At 71.8% G+C, this 15,211-nt stretch carries 11 protein-coding genes; 5 read left to right on the plus strand and 6 right to left on the minus strand.

Annotated features, from left to right (window positions below):
- Positions 1–51: 51 nt before the first annotated feature.
- On the plus strand, positions 52–615 hold the full coding sequence (locus AB0D34_RS21585; protein ID WP_362663687.1) for a hemerythrin domain-containing protein: 564 nt from the start codon (positions 52–54) through the stop codon (positions 613–615).
- Between the two features lie 20 nt (positions 616–635).
- Here the strand turns inward: AB0D34_RS21585 and AB0D34_RS21590 are convergent, their stop codons facing one another.
- Complete coding sequence (locus tag AB0D34_RS21590) at positions 636–1,163, minus strand: hypothetical protein (protein WP_362663689.1); 528 nt, start codon at positions 1,161–1,163, stop codon at positions 636–638.
- Positions 1,164–1,473: 310 nt separating this feature from the next.
- Positions 1,474–2,256: a maleylpyruvate isomerase family mycothiol-dependent enzyme gene (locus AB0D34_RS21595; protein WP_362663691.1), complete on the minus strand. Its 783-nt coding sequence runs from the start codon at positions 2,254–2,256 to the stop codon at positions 1,474–1,476.
- A gap of 88 nt (positions 2,257–2,344) precedes the next feature.
- Between AB0D34_RS21595 and AB0D34_RS21600 the strand changes: the two genes are divergently transcribed.
- The gene (locus AB0D34_RS21600; RefSeq protein ID WP_362663693.1) at positions 2,345–2,974 is read left to right on the plus strand and encodes a lipoprotein; all 630 of its coding nucleotides are present in this window, start codon (positions 2,345–2,347) and stop codon (positions 2,972–2,974) included.
- 15 nt (positions 2,975–2,989) lie between these two features.
- Here AB0D34_RS21600 and AB0D34_RS21605 read toward each other — a convergent pair whose 3' ends face one another.
- The 4 genes from AB0D34_RS21605 to AB0D34_RS21620 form a co-directional block, all read right to left on the minus strand.
- Positions 2,990–3,628, minus strand: coding sequence for an SRPBCC family protein (locus AB0D34_RS21605; RefSeq protein WP_362663694.1), 639 nt, complete (start codon positions 3,626–3,628; stop codon positions 2,990–2,992).
- Positions 3,621–3,983: a metalloregulator ArsR/SmtB family transcription factor gene (locus AB0D34_RS21610; protein ID WP_362664146.1), complete on the minus strand. Its 363-nt coding sequence runs from the start codon at positions 3,981–3,983 to the stop codon at positions 3,621–3,623. Before AB0D34_RS21610 ends, AB0D34_RS21605 begins: the two co-directional genes overlap by 8 nt.
- Positions 3,984–4,105: 122 nt before the next feature.
- Complete coding sequence (locus AB0D34_RS21615; RefSeq protein ID WP_362663696.1) at positions 4,106–5,908, minus strand: acyl-CoA dehydrogenase; 1,803 nt, start codon at positions 5,906–5,908, stop codon at positions 4,106–4,108.
- Between the two features lie 192 nt (positions 5,909–6,100).
- Positions 6,101–7,285 (minus strand): DSD1 family PLP-dependent enzyme, encoded by a 1,185-nt coding sequence (locus AB0D34_RS21620; protein ID WP_362663698.1) that lies wholly within the window; start codon positions 7,283–7,285, stop codon positions 6,101–6,103.
- A 192-nt stretch (positions 7,286–7,477) separates the two neighbouring features.
- Here AB0D34_RS21620 and AB0D34_RS21625 point away from each other — a divergent pair, with 192 nt between their 5' ends.
- From AB0D34_RS21625 to AB0D34_RS21635, 3 genes are all read left to right on the plus strand, one after another.
- The gene (locus tag AB0D34_RS21625; protein WP_362663700.1) at positions 7,478–10,051 is read left to right on the plus strand and encodes a SpoIIE family protein phosphatase; all 2,574 of its coding nucleotides are present in this window, start codon (positions 7,478–7,480) and stop codon (positions 10,049–10,051) included.
- Between the two features lie 763 nt (positions 10,052–10,814).
- Complete coding sequence (locus AB0D34_RS21630) at positions 10,815–13,607, plus strand: SpoIIE family protein phosphatase (RefSeq protein WP_362663702.1); 2,793 nt, start codon at positions 10,815–10,817, stop codon at positions 13,605–13,607.
- A gap of 132 nt (positions 13,608–13,739) precedes the next feature.
- On the plus strand, positions 13,740–15,104 hold the full coding sequence (locus tag AB0D34_RS21635) for an FAD-dependent oxidoreductase (RefSeq protein WP_362663704.1): 1,365 nt from the start codon (positions 13,740–13,742) through the stop codon (positions 15,102–15,104).
- The last annotated feature ends 107 nt before the right edge of the window (positions 15,105–15,211 follow it).

Below are 15,211 nucleotides of genomic sequence, written 5' to 3' on the forward strand. Positions count from 1 at the left end.
CCAGGCGTAGAGGGGACGCCCAAGGGCACTCGGGGGCCGGAGGTGAAGAATATGGGACACGGAGGAAACGTCATCGACGAGCTGGTGACCGATCACCACGAGGTCGAGGAGCTGTTCGGGAAGATCGAGGCGCTGGCGTCCGGTGAGAAAAGCCGCAAGATGTACACCGACCAGGTCACCATGGAGCTGATCCGGCACTCGGTCGCGGAGGAGGAGTACCTCTACCCGGCGGTGCGGGAGCATCTGGTCAACGGGAACACCATGGCCGACCGGGAGATCGAGGACCACTCCAAGGCCGAGCAGCTCATGAAGGACCTGGAGGGCTGCGAGGCCGACGATCCCGAGTTCGACCGGTTGGTGGGCGAGCTGATGAGCGAGGTCCGCTCGCACATCGCCGAGGAGGAGCAGACCCTCTTCCCGCAGCTGCGGGTCGCATGCTCGGAGAAGGAGCTCAACGAGCTGGGCGACCAGGTGCGTCGCGCCAAGAAGATGGCACCGACCCGTCCCCACCCGTCGGCCCCGGACACTCCTCCGGCGAACAAGCTGCTGGCTCCGGGAACCGGCCTTGTCGACCGGCTGCGGGACGCGCTCTCGGGACGGGGCAAGCACGACTGACGTTCATCACGGGGTCCGCTTCAGGCGATGAGCGCCTCGTCCGACCCCAGCCGGTCGAGAAGCTCGCCCCGGTGCAGTCCGGCCACGGACGCGAGCAGGTCGGGGTGGCGGAGCAGGGCCGCCGCACGCCGGTCGGTCGCGTCGGGGGCGAGCAGACGGCGGAACGCGGCGGGCGTGCCGGCCGTGTGCTCGCCCAGGGCTACGTCGGCCACCGCCCGTTCGGCCAGTTCGGGGTCGGCGAGCAGACAGGCCGCCCAGCTGGCCACGACCTCGTCGACCCAGGTGCGCCATGCGTGCTCCTGCTCGTCCCGGTCGTCGGTGCCGTCCGCGCCGGTGACCCAGTCGAGGCGGGCGGAGCCGCCTGGGCCCGCCATGCCGAGCAGCGCCGCGTCCATCTCCGTCGGATAGCGCAGCCACGCGGCGACCGTCACGGCCTGCCGGGCCTGCACCTCGCACAGCGCCGCGGCGAGAGCACCGCCCGAGGGCGGGTAGGCGCGGGTCAGCCAGTGGGCGGTCGCCGCGATGACCGGGGAGAGATCTGCTTGCACTGCCGGGCCGCCCGAGCTGCTGGTGGTGGAAGAGGGACTGCACAAAAAGGTAGCCCGCAGTCCCGGCAGGACGACATGACTCCGACCGCCCCCGACGCGTGGCTTCGGCCACACCGGCCCCTGCGGGTGACCCGCCTACGTCGATGCGATGCGCGCGGCTGGCGAACACGGCGTCGGCGGGCGCTCGCCGCCGGCGCGGTGGAGATCGAACCCCCGGTCGACAGGCCGTGGAAGCCACGGTCCTCGACGGTGCAGGACCCCGGCGGCAATCACATCGACCTGTACCAGGGGTAAGGCCGCCTGACAGAACCTAGGCCTCCAGCCGGAACCGGGTCCGCTTCAGCCACAGGTCCAGCAGATCCGAGTCGCCTCGTGTCGCGATGCCGGGCGCGGGGCGGGCGTAGAGGAAGAGCAACAGGTCGGTCACCGGGCCGTGGACGCTCACGGCGGCCTCTCCGGCTCCGCGTCGCCATGACGGCCGCTGTCCGGTGAGGTCGAGCAGCCACTCCCCCGCCCGGCCCGTGTCGAAATGGATCGCGCGGCCGGGGCCGAGCAGGTCCGGTACTCCCGGCAGGGGTTCGAAGGCCTCGGGCACGGTGGAGAACTCCAGCCACTCCTCCACGGCGTCCACCGCGAACCGCTCCTCGACCACGAACTCCGCACCGGTCACCAGGGCCGCGTCGGCCCGGTGCAGCAGGGTCTCGTACGTCATGCGCCGGGCCCAGAACAGCGTGGACTGCTCGACCAGATCCTCGTCGGCGGGGGTCCACACCCGTACGTCCGGCCCGGCCGCCCGGAGCGTGCCGGCCAGCCTGGTGGCGCCCCCGACGAGCCAGTCGCCCAGTGTGGCGTCGTCGAGGTCGGCGTAGGCGGCCGGGTCGTTGACGCAGTCGTCGGCGATCGGCTCGGTCGCCCTGGTCCGTACGGTCTCCTCCGCCCAGCGGTGGTCGCCGCCCACGTGCCGCAGCAACCGGCCGAGGTCCCAGCCGGGGCAGGTGGGCACCGGGGAAGTCGGGTCCGCGCCCTTGACGTGCCGGGCGAGCAGCTCGGTCTGGATGACGATCGCCTCGCAGTAGTCGTCGAAGCCCAACAACGCTTCTCCTGTCGCCGCTCGATTCGTTATCCCCGCCACCTAACCTGACTCCTTCAGGAATCACTACTGGATACAGGGAGACACGGCCATGCGGGTCGGGGCGGGGAACACGTGGCGTCGGATGGCCCACCTTGCTTTGCTGACAGGTGTGTTGGCGGGCTGTTCGGAGGCCGAGGAGGCCGCGAGGGAAGACTCCAAGACGTCCGCGCGCCCGTCCGCGACGCCTGCGGCAACGGCGACGTCGACTCCGACCGGCGGCTCCATCGGCGCCGCCGGTTCGGCCTGCGAGCTGCCCGTCACCTTCGACCTCGCGAAGAGCTGGACGGCGGAGTCCGTCGAGGCACCGCTGCGTCAGGGCCCGGTCTCCCTCGCGTGTGAGATCGACGCGAAGCCCGCGGGCAACATCGGCTTCCTCCGGGTGTGGACCGGTGAGCCCGGGAGCGACGACGCGCAGAAGGTGCTGGAGGCGTTCGTGGCGGCCGAGGACGGGGCGAGCAAGCCGCAGTACCGCCCGTTCAAGGCCGGGGAGCTCGCCGGTGTGGAGGTCGAGTACCTCTACACCAGCGAGCTCCTGGACGAGAAGAAGACGGAGAGCGCCTTCGCCGTCACCACCGCGGGCGGCCCGGTGGTGGTGCATCTCGGTGGGCTCGACACCGAGGAGCACGAGGAGATGCTCCCGGCGTACGAACTCGCGCAGCGCACCCTGCGCACCGTCTGAGCCACGACCGCGACGTCAGGCCTCCGTGCCCGTGTAGAAGGCGATCGTCGCGGCCGTGGTCCGCTCGGCCGTCTCCGGATCCGCGCCGGAGGCGGCGTAGGCCTCGCCCCAGCCCTTGCCGGACCCGGTGATGAACGCGCTGCCCTCGGGCGTGGTGTGCCAGGTCGCGGCCTCCTCGTTGCTGAGCCCGCCGCCCGCGAGGTGCAGGGCGAGCCCGTAGAGCCCCAGGTCCCAGCCGACCCCGACCGCACCGGGCCCGAACTGGTCCCAGAACTCGTCCGGTACGACGGCCACGTGTTCGAGTTCGAGGACCGTGCGCTCCCCGACCTCGGGCGTGAGCCGCACCTCGACCTCGCTGAAGCCCGGGTCGGGGCCGTACAGCCAGCTCACCCGCAGCCGCTCGGGTTCCACGCACTCCAGGATCTCGCCGCCGGCGTTGCCCTCCAGCTGGTAGCGGCCGCCGACCTTGAGCTCGCCGCTGACCGGCATGAACCAGCGGGCGATCCGCTCGGGAGACGTCACCGCGTCCCACACGTCGGCCACCTCGGCGTCGTACGTACGGCGCAGCAGGACCGTCCTGGCCTCGCCGGAGTCCACCGGGCGGGTACCGACCCGTCGGTGCAGTCGGTTGATCTCGTCGGCGATCTCACTCATCGTCGCTCACCTCTCCTCGCAGCCTGCGCTCACGCTTTCCGCGCGCGAGCTCCGTCCCGAGCGCGTCGAGCCGCTGTTCCCAGAAACCCCGGAACCGCTCCAGCCATACGTCCACCTCTCTGAGCGGCGCGGCCTCGACGGCGTACAGCCGACGGTTGCCGTCGGCGCGCACCGAGGCGAACCCGCTCTCCCGCAGCACTTTCAGATGCTGCGAGACGGCCGGCTGGGAGATCCCGAACTCCTCCCGGATCACGGCACTGACCTCGCCCGACGCCTGCTCCCCTGAGGCGAGCAGCTCCAATATCCGGCGCCTGACCGGATCCCCGAGAACGTCGAACGCGTGCACGTCGCCCACTATGCCATCCGCCACTTATATAAGCCATGCCTTAATCAGAAGCGGGCTCACACGTCACGAGGGCCGCCGGGGATTCCGGCGGCCCTCGGTCGTGCCGATCAGTCAGGACGTAGTGGAGACGGTCACGCCGGTACCGGCTCGGACCGCAGCATGGGATGGTGCACCGTCACCTCCTGCGGTATGGCGAAGGCGTCGGTGAGCGTCAGGGCGTGCGGGGCCAGCGCCGCGACGGTCGCCTCCAGTGCGTCCGGCAGGTACCGGACCTGCTCGGCGGTCAGCCGCTCGTGTGCGAGCAGTTCACCGCTGTGCTCGGCTATGTAGCGCAGGGCGAACAGCCGGTGGAGGTGGTCCAGAAGCATGCTCGCCTGCGGGTCGGCGGCCTGCGCGGCGGCGGTGAGGAGTTCCTGCGCGGCCAGCCGGTGGACGTGCGCGTCGACCAGGGACAGGGCCGCGCCGGAGGCACCGTTCCAGCGGTCGAGGGGGGAGCCGACCCGCTTGGCGCGCAGCCGCACCCGGGCCCGCTCGTGACGTATTCGCTCCAGGTCCCCCAACAGGTCGTGCAGGTAGACCGGGTCGTGCAGGGACCGGGTGGCCGGGGGCACCTCGCTGGCGGGTATCGGGGTGAAACCGCCCAGCAGCAGCTCCCCGGCCGCCTTGACCCAGATGACGGTGTTGTCGCCCTCCGCGGTGATCGTGCCCTCGTTGGCCGCGAGCTGTCCCGCGATCCCGTTGGAGAGCAACAGGCCCTGGGCGCCGCAGCGTTCGCGGCACTCGGTCATCACGGCCCGGGCCTGCCACGTGATCCACCCCTTGGCGATGGCCACCAGCCGCTCGGCCTCGTCCCGCTCACCCTCGGCAGCCTGCACCCATCGCCGTACCACGGCACGCTGCAGCAAGGTGGCTGCGTAGGTCGTGGCGAGCGCCTCCACGAGCGGGGCGTGGTGGGTGCGATGGGCGAACAGCGGCACCCGCTGCCCGCTGGTCATGCCCGACGTGACCCGCTGGTGGGCGTGGCGCACGGCGACGGCAAGGGCGTGCCGGGTCGTCCCCAGGCTGTAGGCGCTCATGCACAGCTTGCCCATGGTGACGCGGCCGATGGAGCGCAGGAACCGTTTGCGGGGACTGCCCAGGGTCGAGACGAGTTCTCCGTCGGGCGTGAGTCGGCCGTGGTCTCCCTGGAGCATGGCCGTCCGCGGCAGCCGGACCCCGTGGAAGGAGGTGGCGCAGTGGTCGACCGGGCTGCTGGCCGTCTGGGGCAGCAACTCCACCTCCACGCCCGGCAGATGACGCCCCTTCGCGTCGGTCAGCGGGGTCAGGAAGAGGAAGACTCCCTGGTTCTTCCCGTCGATCATCAGGCGTGCGGCCACCACGGCGTCCTTCGGGCCGCCGACCGCGGACGTGTTGGGCATCCACTTGCGCGCCCCCCGCGTCGGGGTGGTGAGCACGAAGCCGCCCGTCGACCGGTCGAGGGTCGCGGTGGTCTCCAACTGAGGGGCGTCGTTGCCGTGCGCCTGCTCGGTGCACAGGAAGGTGCCGATGCGTTCCATCCGCACATAGGGGCCCAAGTCCCGCCCCTCGTGGTCGTGTTCGAGGAGACTGCCGAGGAACAGGTTGTAGTGGATGCTGGCGATGGTCGCCATGCCGGCGTCCACCACTCCGGCCCATTCGTGCAGGGCGCTCAGGGCGACCGGGTCACGGGCCAGGGCCTGCGGATCGGGTACCGCCGCGTTCACTGTGCGCAGGCGTTGATAGGAGAGTTCCGTGCGCTCCCGATGCGTCAGCCCCTCTTGATAGGCGAAGACGTCGGAGCTGAACAGGCGGCGCCAGGGTTCGTGGATCTCGGCCTGGGCGTCGAAGAGCAGGTGCCGGAGGGCGGCGGTCTCGGTCAGCGGCGGTGACGTTACGGGGAGTTGAGAGGTGATCACAGCGGCAAGGTAGCCGTAGTCACGACCTGATCACATCATGATCATCACCACGATTGAACACCCTTGGGTGGTGGTAGTTACCCCTTAAACGGCCTCCGTAATACCACAAGTCCCTATCTGCACAAGGGTGATTCCCCTCCCACAGGGCACTCTAAGCCTGTCCGCGGGAGCGACATGGGCGGGCATCCGGGATCACCATCCACTGACCCGGCCCCAGAATCCCTGCACCGCGGGTGCGTTGCCCGTCGGCCGGGCGCCGTCGACCACATGGTAGCCGTGGTGCTGTGCCGCCGTGGCGCAGGCGTGGTTGGGCAGGATCCGCAGGCGGGTGCCGATGGGCAGGTCGGGCAGGCGGGTGCCCTGGCGGGCGGTGAGGGTGCCGTGTTCCTGGCTGGCGGCCGTCATGACCAGGCCCGGCAGGAGGTTTCCGGCGAGGTCGGCGACCAGGCCGTAGCCCTGGTCCTCGGCCTGAGCGGCGGTGCCCCGGTCACGGGACATGGCCATCCAGCCCCCGTCGGTGACGATCCAGCCGTACTCAGGGCGATGGCCGATGACGGTGACGACGACCGACAGGGCGAGGTCCTCGACGCGGCAGACGCCGAGCCCTGCCATCACCAGGTCGAAGAACACGTAGTTGCCCGCGCGCAGTTCGGTGACGCCGGTGAGGTCCTCGGCGGCATGCGCGGTGGGCGTCGAGCCGACGCTGACGGTGGCCACGGGGAGTCCGGCCGCCCGCAGGCGCTCGGCCGCGGCGACCGCACTGTCGCGTTCGTTCCTCGCGGCCAGCCGCTGGTCCGCCGCGGTGCAGGCGAAGTAGGACTCGCCCGCGTGGGTCAACACCCCGTCCAGGCAACCCGCTTCGTGCAGGATGCGGCCGATCCCGACGAGCCCGGGGGCTTCGGGCCTGAGGCCGCCGCGGTGACCGTCGCAGTCGATCTCGATCTGGGCCGGGACGGGGAGTCCGGCGCGGCGGGACGCCTCGGCGACGAACTCCGCCTGCTCGGCGCTGTCCAGCAGGACGCGCAGGGTGACACCGCGGTTCAACAGGGCGACGACACGCGGGAGTTTGTGGGGATCGATGCCGACGGCGTAGGTGATGTCGGTGTACCCGCCGTCGGCGAACGCCTCCGCCTCGGCGAGGGTGGAGACGGTGACCGGGCAGGGCCTGTCGCCCTCGTGCAGGAGAGCGGCGACCTCCAGGCTCTTCGCGGTCTTGACGTGGGGACGCAGGGTTACCCCGAGTCGGCCGGCCTTCGCCGCCAGCCGTTCGATGTTGCGCCTTGCCCTGTGGACGTCGACGACGGCGAACGGGGTGTCGGGGTCGGCGAGCGTACGCGCGGCGGCGTCGGTGTCGGCCGGGTAGCTCTCGGGGATCACAGGGAGGGGCCGCCTCTCGTCACTGGCTGGACACACCGTCCAGCTCTGGACTGACAATCTAAGAGTTGAACCGACCGTTGTCCAACAGGGTGACCGCGGTATACATATGGGCCGCCCGGGTGCGGGCCGGTGTCCTGGTGGCGCATTCTTGCTGTGTCGCCCGCGGGACGGCGCACGGACGAGGTAGGGCCGATGACTGGGAGCGTCGAGGACCCACACCCGACGGCCGGGCGGCTGACGGCGCTGCTGATCGATGCTTCGACAGAGGCGATCAGTACGGCCGGCGGCCACGCCGGAGGGGTCTATCTGCGTTCCCGCACGCCCGGCCTGCTGCGGCTCGCCGTCCTGTCGGGGCTGCCGGGACCGCTGTTCCGTCCCTGGTGGCGACTGCACTCGGACCGCCCTTTCCCCGTCGCGGACGCCTACCGGCTCGGTCTTCAGGTGGTCCTGCCGAACGCCACCGAGACCATGCGCCGCTACCCCCAGTTCGCGGCCGGGCTGCCGTTCCAGTTCGGCTCGCTCTATGTGCCGGTCGTGGGCGGGTCGACGACCTACGGTGTGCTGACCGTGCTGCGCCCGGCCGTCACCGACGCCGCCGACGTGCTGTCCGACCGTGACCGCGTGGTCCGGCTCGCCCAGGAGTTGGGTGCGGCGCTGCGGGGCCTGGAGGGCGCGGACGCGGACCAGGTCGCCTGGGACGGCGAGCCGCTGTGCCTGCGCCCGCCGACCTCTTCCGCCTCGGTGGGGCGCGCCGGACGTTTCGCCTGGGACCCGGAGGCGTCCGCCATCACGCTGGACGAGGACCTGCACACCCTCCTGGGCATGCCGCCCACCGAGTTCCCCGGCACCGTCGAGGCGTTCGCCGAGGCCGTGGCCCCCAGCGACGCGCACCGGATCCTGGCCACCCTGCGGGACACCGCCGCCGGACGGCCCCCGGCCCTGCCGCTCTACCTGCGGGCCGAGGGCGGCGAGCTGCGCCTGCTTGACCTGTGGAACGCCTACGACCCGCCCGCCGCACCCGCGGTCCGTGGCGTCGTCGTGGCCCCGGGCCCCGCCCCCACCGCGGATTCGGCGGCCGACCTGCTGCCCGACGGCGTGTTCTGCCTGGACCGGCTGGGCCTGGTCGTCTACGCCAATCCGCGCGCCGCTCAGCTCCTGGGCCGTCCCCGCGCCGAGCTCGTCGGCCGCGACCTGTGGCAGGCCGTGCCGTGGCTGGGCCGCCCGGACTTCGAGGACCACCTGCGGGCGGCACTCCTGACCCCGGACCCCGTCCACTTCCATCTCGAACGGCCCTCCCCCGAAGCCCCCGAGCCCCCCGAGGCGGGGCCGGACTCCCAGGACGCCGAGCCGTCATCGCCCGCACCGGAAGCCGGGCCGACCCCGCAGCCGTACGAAGGCGACTGGCTCGCCCTGTCCGTGCACCCCGGTCCGGACCGGCTGACCTGCACGGTCCGCCCCGCGAGCCGTGTCACGGACAGTCCCGCCGGGCAGGGGCCCGCCGAGGTGTCCGAGCCGGGCGCGAGTGCGCTGGCGCCCCTGTACCGGCCGATCGCCCTGGCCATCGCGCTGAGCGAGGCGGTCACCGCCCGCCAGGTGTCCGCCGTGGTGATGCGGGAGCTGCTGCCGGCGTTCGGCGGTCGCAGGCTCGCGATCTACCTCCTGCAGGACCGCCACCTCTACCTGGAGTGGGAGACCGGCTTCCCCAAGGGCTTCCTCGCCCCCTTCGACGGCGTGGCCCTGGACGCGCACCTGCCCGGCGTGGAGACCCTCACCACCGGGCGGCCGCTGTTCTTCGACTCGATGGAACAGCTGACGGCCGCGTACCCCGGCATCGCCCTGGACGCGACCGAGGGCGCCCGCGCCTTTCTCCCGCTGATCGCCTCCGGGCGGCCGGTCGGCTCCTGCATCCTCGGCTTCGACCGGCCCCGCAGCTTCAGCACCGAGGAGCGCACGGTGCTCACCGCGCTGGCCGGGCTCATCGCCCATGCCATGGAGAAGGCCCAGCGCTACGAGTCGGAGACCGCGCTCGCCCGCGGCCTGCAACAGGCGCTCCTGCCCCGCCGGCTGTCGGCGCACCCGCAGCTGGAGACCACCGGGCGCTATCTGCCGGGCACCGCGGGGATGGACGTCGGCGGGGACTGGTACGACGTCGTCGAGTCCGGTGACGGACTGGCCCTGGTCATCGGGGACGTACAGGGACACGGGGTGCAGGCGGCGGCCACCATGGGGCAGCTGCGCAGTGCGGTGCGGGCGTTCGCGCTCGGCGACCGGCCGCCCGACGAGGTCATGAGCAGCACCAACCATCTCCTCATCGACCTCGACCCCGGCCTGTTCGCGAGCTGCTGCTACATCCGGCTCGATCCCGCGACCGGGGTGGCCAGGGCGGCCCGCGCCGGACATCCGCCGCCGCTGCTGCGCCGGCCCGACGGTCGCACCCGGGTCCTGGACCTGCCCGGCGGGGTCGTCCTCGGCGTGGACCCGCGGGCCCGCTATCCGGTGACGGAGCTGCAGGTGGAGCCGGGCGCCATCCTCGCGCTCTATACCGACGGGCTGGTGGAACGGCCCGGCGGCGACATCGACGAGGGCATCACCGCGCTGCGCGTGGCCCTGGCGAAGGCCGGCGCTCCCGCGGCCCGACCGGGCGGACGGTTCCTGGCCGGCGTGGCGGACCGCCTCACGGCGATCGCCCGCCACGCCCTGGACCGCCCCGACGACATCGCCCTCCTGCTCGCCACCCGGCGCACGGCATCGTCGGGGGCGCCCTGAGCGCACGGCGCCGTCGGGATCGCCCTGAGCGCGTGACTCCCTCGGGCGGGACACCCTGCACGGCACACTCGCGACCACCCCGAGGCGCGACACCTCGCGGCAACCTGTGAGCTCGGCCTCCTCGTGGCAACCCACGCGCAAAGCGCCCCGACGTCACCATGAACACGCACTTCCCGGACAGGACAACCAACACGGCACCCCGCGACCACCCCGAGTGCGCGCCACACCGCGCGGAGCCGAGCGCCCGACCTCCACGGGCCGACCCACGCACAAGCCCCTCCCGGCATCGCCCAACCAGACCCACACCCCCACAGCCACCCCCAGCGCAACACCCCCCGCCACCCCGACCGCTCATCCCCTGGGCAACCCACGTGCAAGCCACCCCCGGCATCGTCCAACCTGCACCACACCCCCACAGCCACCCCCAGCGCAACACCTCCCGACCCCCGAAGACCACCCCGGCATCGCCCTGAGCACGCGCCTCCCTCGGCCAGGACAACCTGCGCCACACCCCCCACGACCACCCCGGACGCGCCACCCCGCGCGGACCCGAGCGCCCGACCTCCACGGGCCGACCCACGCACAAGCCCCTCCCGGCATCGCCCAACCAGACCCACACCCCCACAGCCGCCCCCAGCGCAACACCCCGGCAACCCGAGCACTCGGCCCCCTCGGGGGCCACGCTGAGGAGGTCCCGTCGATGTTCTGTCACAGCCTGTGACGCCCCTCGCCTCCTGGGGCGTGGCAGTGTAGACATGGGCACATGGTCCGTCTCCCGGGCCGTTCCGGGGGCGGGTCGGCCCGTCGCCCCGGCGGCCACCGCCCACCGCAGCCCCCCGACCGCGCTCCCGAGCAGCAGCAGGGCCCGGCACAGGGCAGTTCGCCCACGCGGGTCGAGCGCGACGGAAACCGGACGCGGCGGAGTCCGGGAGCCCTGCGGGCCGCCCTCGGCGGACGCAGCGTCGCCGGACAGGTGTTCGTCCTCCAGGTCGTGATCGTCCTGCTGCTGGTCGTGGCGGCCGTGGTGGCGCTGGTGCTGCAGGTACGCCACGACAGCCACATCGAGGCCCGCAACCGTTCCGTGGCCGTGGCCGAGGCCTTCGCCAACGCCCCCGGCACCGTCGAGGCCCTCAGCAGCCCCGACCCCTCCGCGGTGCTCCAGCCCCGCGCCGAGGCGGCCCGCCTCGCGACCGACGTGGACTTCATCGTCGTCATGAACACCGACGGCATCCGCTACACGCACCCCAAGAAGGACCGCATCGGCAAGAAGTTCGTCGGGGACACCGCCCCCGCGCTCGCCGGGCACGTGGTGACCGAGGACATCACCGGCACCATCGGACCGCTCGTGCAGGCCGTCGTCCCCATCAAGGCGGACGACGGGAAGGTCGTAGGCCTGGTGTCGGCCGGCATCACCACCGCCAAGGTGGGCGGCACCGCCGACCAGCAGCTCCCGCTGCTCCTGATGGCCGCCGCCGTGGGCCTCGCCCTCGCCACCGGCGGTACGGCTCTGGTCAGCAGACGTCTCCTGCGCCAGACGCACGGTCTGGGCCCGCACGAGATGACCCGCATGTACGAGCACCACGACGCGGTCCTGCACGCCGTACGCGAGGGCGTGCTCATCGTCGGCGGCGAGGGCCGGCTGCTGCTCGCCAACGACGAGGCCCATCGGCTGCTGGACCTGCCCGCCGACGCCGAGGGCCGCCATGTCCTCGACCTGTCGCTCCCCGCCGACACCGGCGGACTGCTGGCCTCCGGGCGCGTCGCCACCGACGAGGTGCACCGGGTCAAGGACCGCCTCCTCGCGGTCAACCAGCGCCCCACGGACATCCAGGGCGGCCCCCCGGGCAGCGTCGCCACCCTGCGCGACTCGACCGAACTGCGCGCCCTGTCCGGACGCGCCGAGACGGCCCGCGAGCGCCTCGACATCCTGTACGACGCCACGGTGGGCATCGGCACGGACCTGGACGTCACCCGCACCGCCGAGGAACTGGCCGAGCTGGCCGTGCCACGGTTCGCGGACTTCGCCACCGTCGACCTGTTCGAAGCGGTGCTCAGCGGCGGCCAGCCCGAGGCGGCGACCACCCTGCGCCGCACCGCGCTCAGCGGGATCCGTGACGACGCCCCGCTGTTCAAGGTCGGCGAGCAGATCCCCCTGGTCGACTCCGCGCCGCAGGCCCGCGGCATCAGCAGCGGCCGAGCCGTCCTGGAGGCCCGCCTCGCCGAGGCCACCGGATGGCGCGCACAGGATCCGGAGCGCTCCGCCCAGGTCGTGGAGTACGGCATCCACTCGCTGATATCCGTCCCCCTGCGGGCCGGCAACCTCGTGCTGGGCACGGTCAGCTTCTGGCGCTCGGAGAAACAGCGGCCCTTCGACACCGAGGAGGTCGCCCTCGCCGAGGAACTCGTCACCCGGGCCGCGGTCTCCATCGACAACGCCCGCCGCTACACCCGCGAGCACACCATGGCGGTGACCCTCCAGCGCAGTCTGCTGCCGCGCCGGCTGCCCGAGCAGGACGCCCTGGACATCGCCTACAAGTACCTGCCGGCACAGGCGGGGGTGGGCGGCGACTGGTTCGACGTACTGCCGCTGTCCGGTGCCCGGGTCGCGCTCGTCGTCGGCGACGTCGTGGGGCACGGACTGCACGCGGCGGCCACCATGGGACGTCTGCGCACGGCGGTCCACAACTTCTCCGCCCTCGATCTGCCGCCCGACGAACTGCTCTCCCTGCTGGACGAGTTGGTCGCCCGCATCGACCAGGACGAGGCCGAGGAGAGCGGCAATTCCCCCGTCACCGGCGCGACCTGCCTGTACGCCGTCTACGACCCGGTGTCGCGGCTGTGCACGATCGCCCGGGCCGGTCATCCGCCGCCCGCCCTCATCCACCCCGACGGCGGCGTCGAGTACCCCGACGTGCCCGCGGGGCCCCCGCTCGGCCTCGGCGGCCTGCCGTTCGAGACGGTCGACCTGGAACTCGCCGAGGGCAGCCGTCTGGTGCTCTACACGGACGGGCTCGTGGAGGACCGGGAGCGCGACATCGACGTAGGCCTGGAACTCCTGCGCACCGCTCTGGAGCAGGCGGGGCCCTCGCCCGAGGACACCTGCCGGGCCGTGCTCGACGCGCGGCCCCCGTCCCGGGCCACCGACGACATCGCCCTGATCGTGGCGCGCACCCAGGCGCTCGCCGCCGACCGGATCGCCGAGTGGCAGGTCCCCGCGGACCCGGCGGCCGTGGCGAACGTACGGTCGGCCGTGTCCCGGCAACTGTCCCGCTGGGACCTGGACGACCTCGGGTTCACCACGGAGCTGATCCTGAGCGAGCTCGTCACCAACGCGATCCGCTACGGCGGCGATCCCATCCATGTCCGGGTGCTCTACGACCGCGCCCTGGTCTGCGAGGTCTTCGACAGCAGCAGCACCTCACCGCATCTGCGGTACGCGGCCATGACGGACGAGGGGGGCCGGGGGCTGTTCCTCGTGGCCCAGCTCAGCGAGCGCTGGGGCACCCGGTACACCCCGGCGGGCAAGGTCATCTGGGCGGAACAGCCGCTGCCGTGACCCCAATTGAACGCTTTCCCAGTCATAAGCCGATCTTATGAGCCCATAGACCGGACCCGCGTACCGACTTAGGCTTGCCTTAGCTTAGGCTTCCCTCGAGTTGATCTGTCACCGCTCGAAGGGAACCTGATCATGCCCCGCCCCCTGCGGGTAGCCATCGTCGGAGCCGGCCCCGCCGGGATCTACGCCGCCGACGCGCTGCTCAAGTCCGATGTGGCCGCCGAACCCGGTGTCTCCATCGACCTCTTCGAGCGGATGCCGGCCCCGTTCGGACTGATCCGTTACGGAGTGGCTCCGGACCACCCCCGGATCAAGGGCATCATCACCGCTCTGCACCAGGTGCTCGACAAGCCGCAGATCCGCCTGTTCGGCAACGTCGACTACCCGACCGACATCAGCCTCGACGACCTGCGCGCGTTCTACGACGCCGTGATCTTCTCGACGGGCGCGACCGCCGACCGTGAGCTGCGCATACCGGGCATCGAGCTCGACGGCTCGTACGGCGCCGCCGACTTCGTCTCCTGGTACGACGGCCACCCGGACGTGCCGCGCACCTGGCCCCTGGAGGCCGAGAAGGTCGCCGTGCTGGGCGTCGGCAACGTCGCCCTCGACGTGGCCCGCATCCTCGCCAAGACCGCCGACGAGCTCCTGCCGACGGAGATCCCGCCGAACGTCTACGAGGGCCTCAAGGCCAACAAGGCGCTGGAGGTCCACGTCTTCGGCCGCCGTGGCCCGGCGCAGGCGAAGTTCTCCCCGATGGAGCTGCGGGAGCTGGACCACTCCCCCAACATCGAGGTCATCGTCGATCCCGAGGACATCGACTACGACGAGGGCTCGATCGAGACCCGGCGCGGCAACAAGCAGGCCGACATGGTCGCCAAGACCCTGGAGAACTGGGCGATCCGCGACATCGGCGACCGCCCGCACAAGCTGTTCCTGCACTTCTTCGAGTCGCCCACCGAGATCCTCGGCGAGGACGGCCAGGTGGTCGGCCTGCGCACCGAGCGCACCGCCCTGGACGGCACCGGCAACGTCAAGGGCACCGGCGAGTTCAAGGACTGGGACGTCACCGCGGTCTACCGCGCGGTCGGCTACCTCTCCGACAAGCTGCCCAAGCTGCCCTGGGACATCGACTCGGGCACGGTCCCGGACGAGGGCGGCCGGGTCATGCAGGAGAGCGGCGAGCACCTGCAGTCGACGTACGTCACCGGCTGGATCCGGCGCGGCCCGGTGGGCCTGATCGGCCACACCAAGGGCGACGCCAACGAGACGGTGTCCAACCTGCTGGACGACTTCGCGAACGACCGCCTCCAGACCCCGGGTTCGCCCGAGCCGGAGGCCGTGGAGGCGTTCCTCGCCGAGCGGAACGTCCGCTTCACCACCTGGGAGGGCTGGTACAAGCTGGACGCCGCCGAGAAGGCGCTGGGCGAGCCCCAGGGCCGCGAGCGCGTGAAGCTCGTCGAGCGCGAGGACATGCTGCGGGAGAGCGGCGCCTGATCCGAACCACGGGACGCCGGTCGTGCCACTGCCCACCATGGGCGGCACGACCGGCTTTCTGTTGTCAGCCTGTTGTCGGACTGCTGTCGGCCTGTTGTCGACGGAAC

It is taken from the genome of Streptomyces sp. NPDC048420 (assembly GCF_040651535.1).
Taxonomy (GTDB): Bacteria; Actinomycetota; Actinomycetes; order Streptomycetales; family Streptomycetaceae; genus Streptomyces.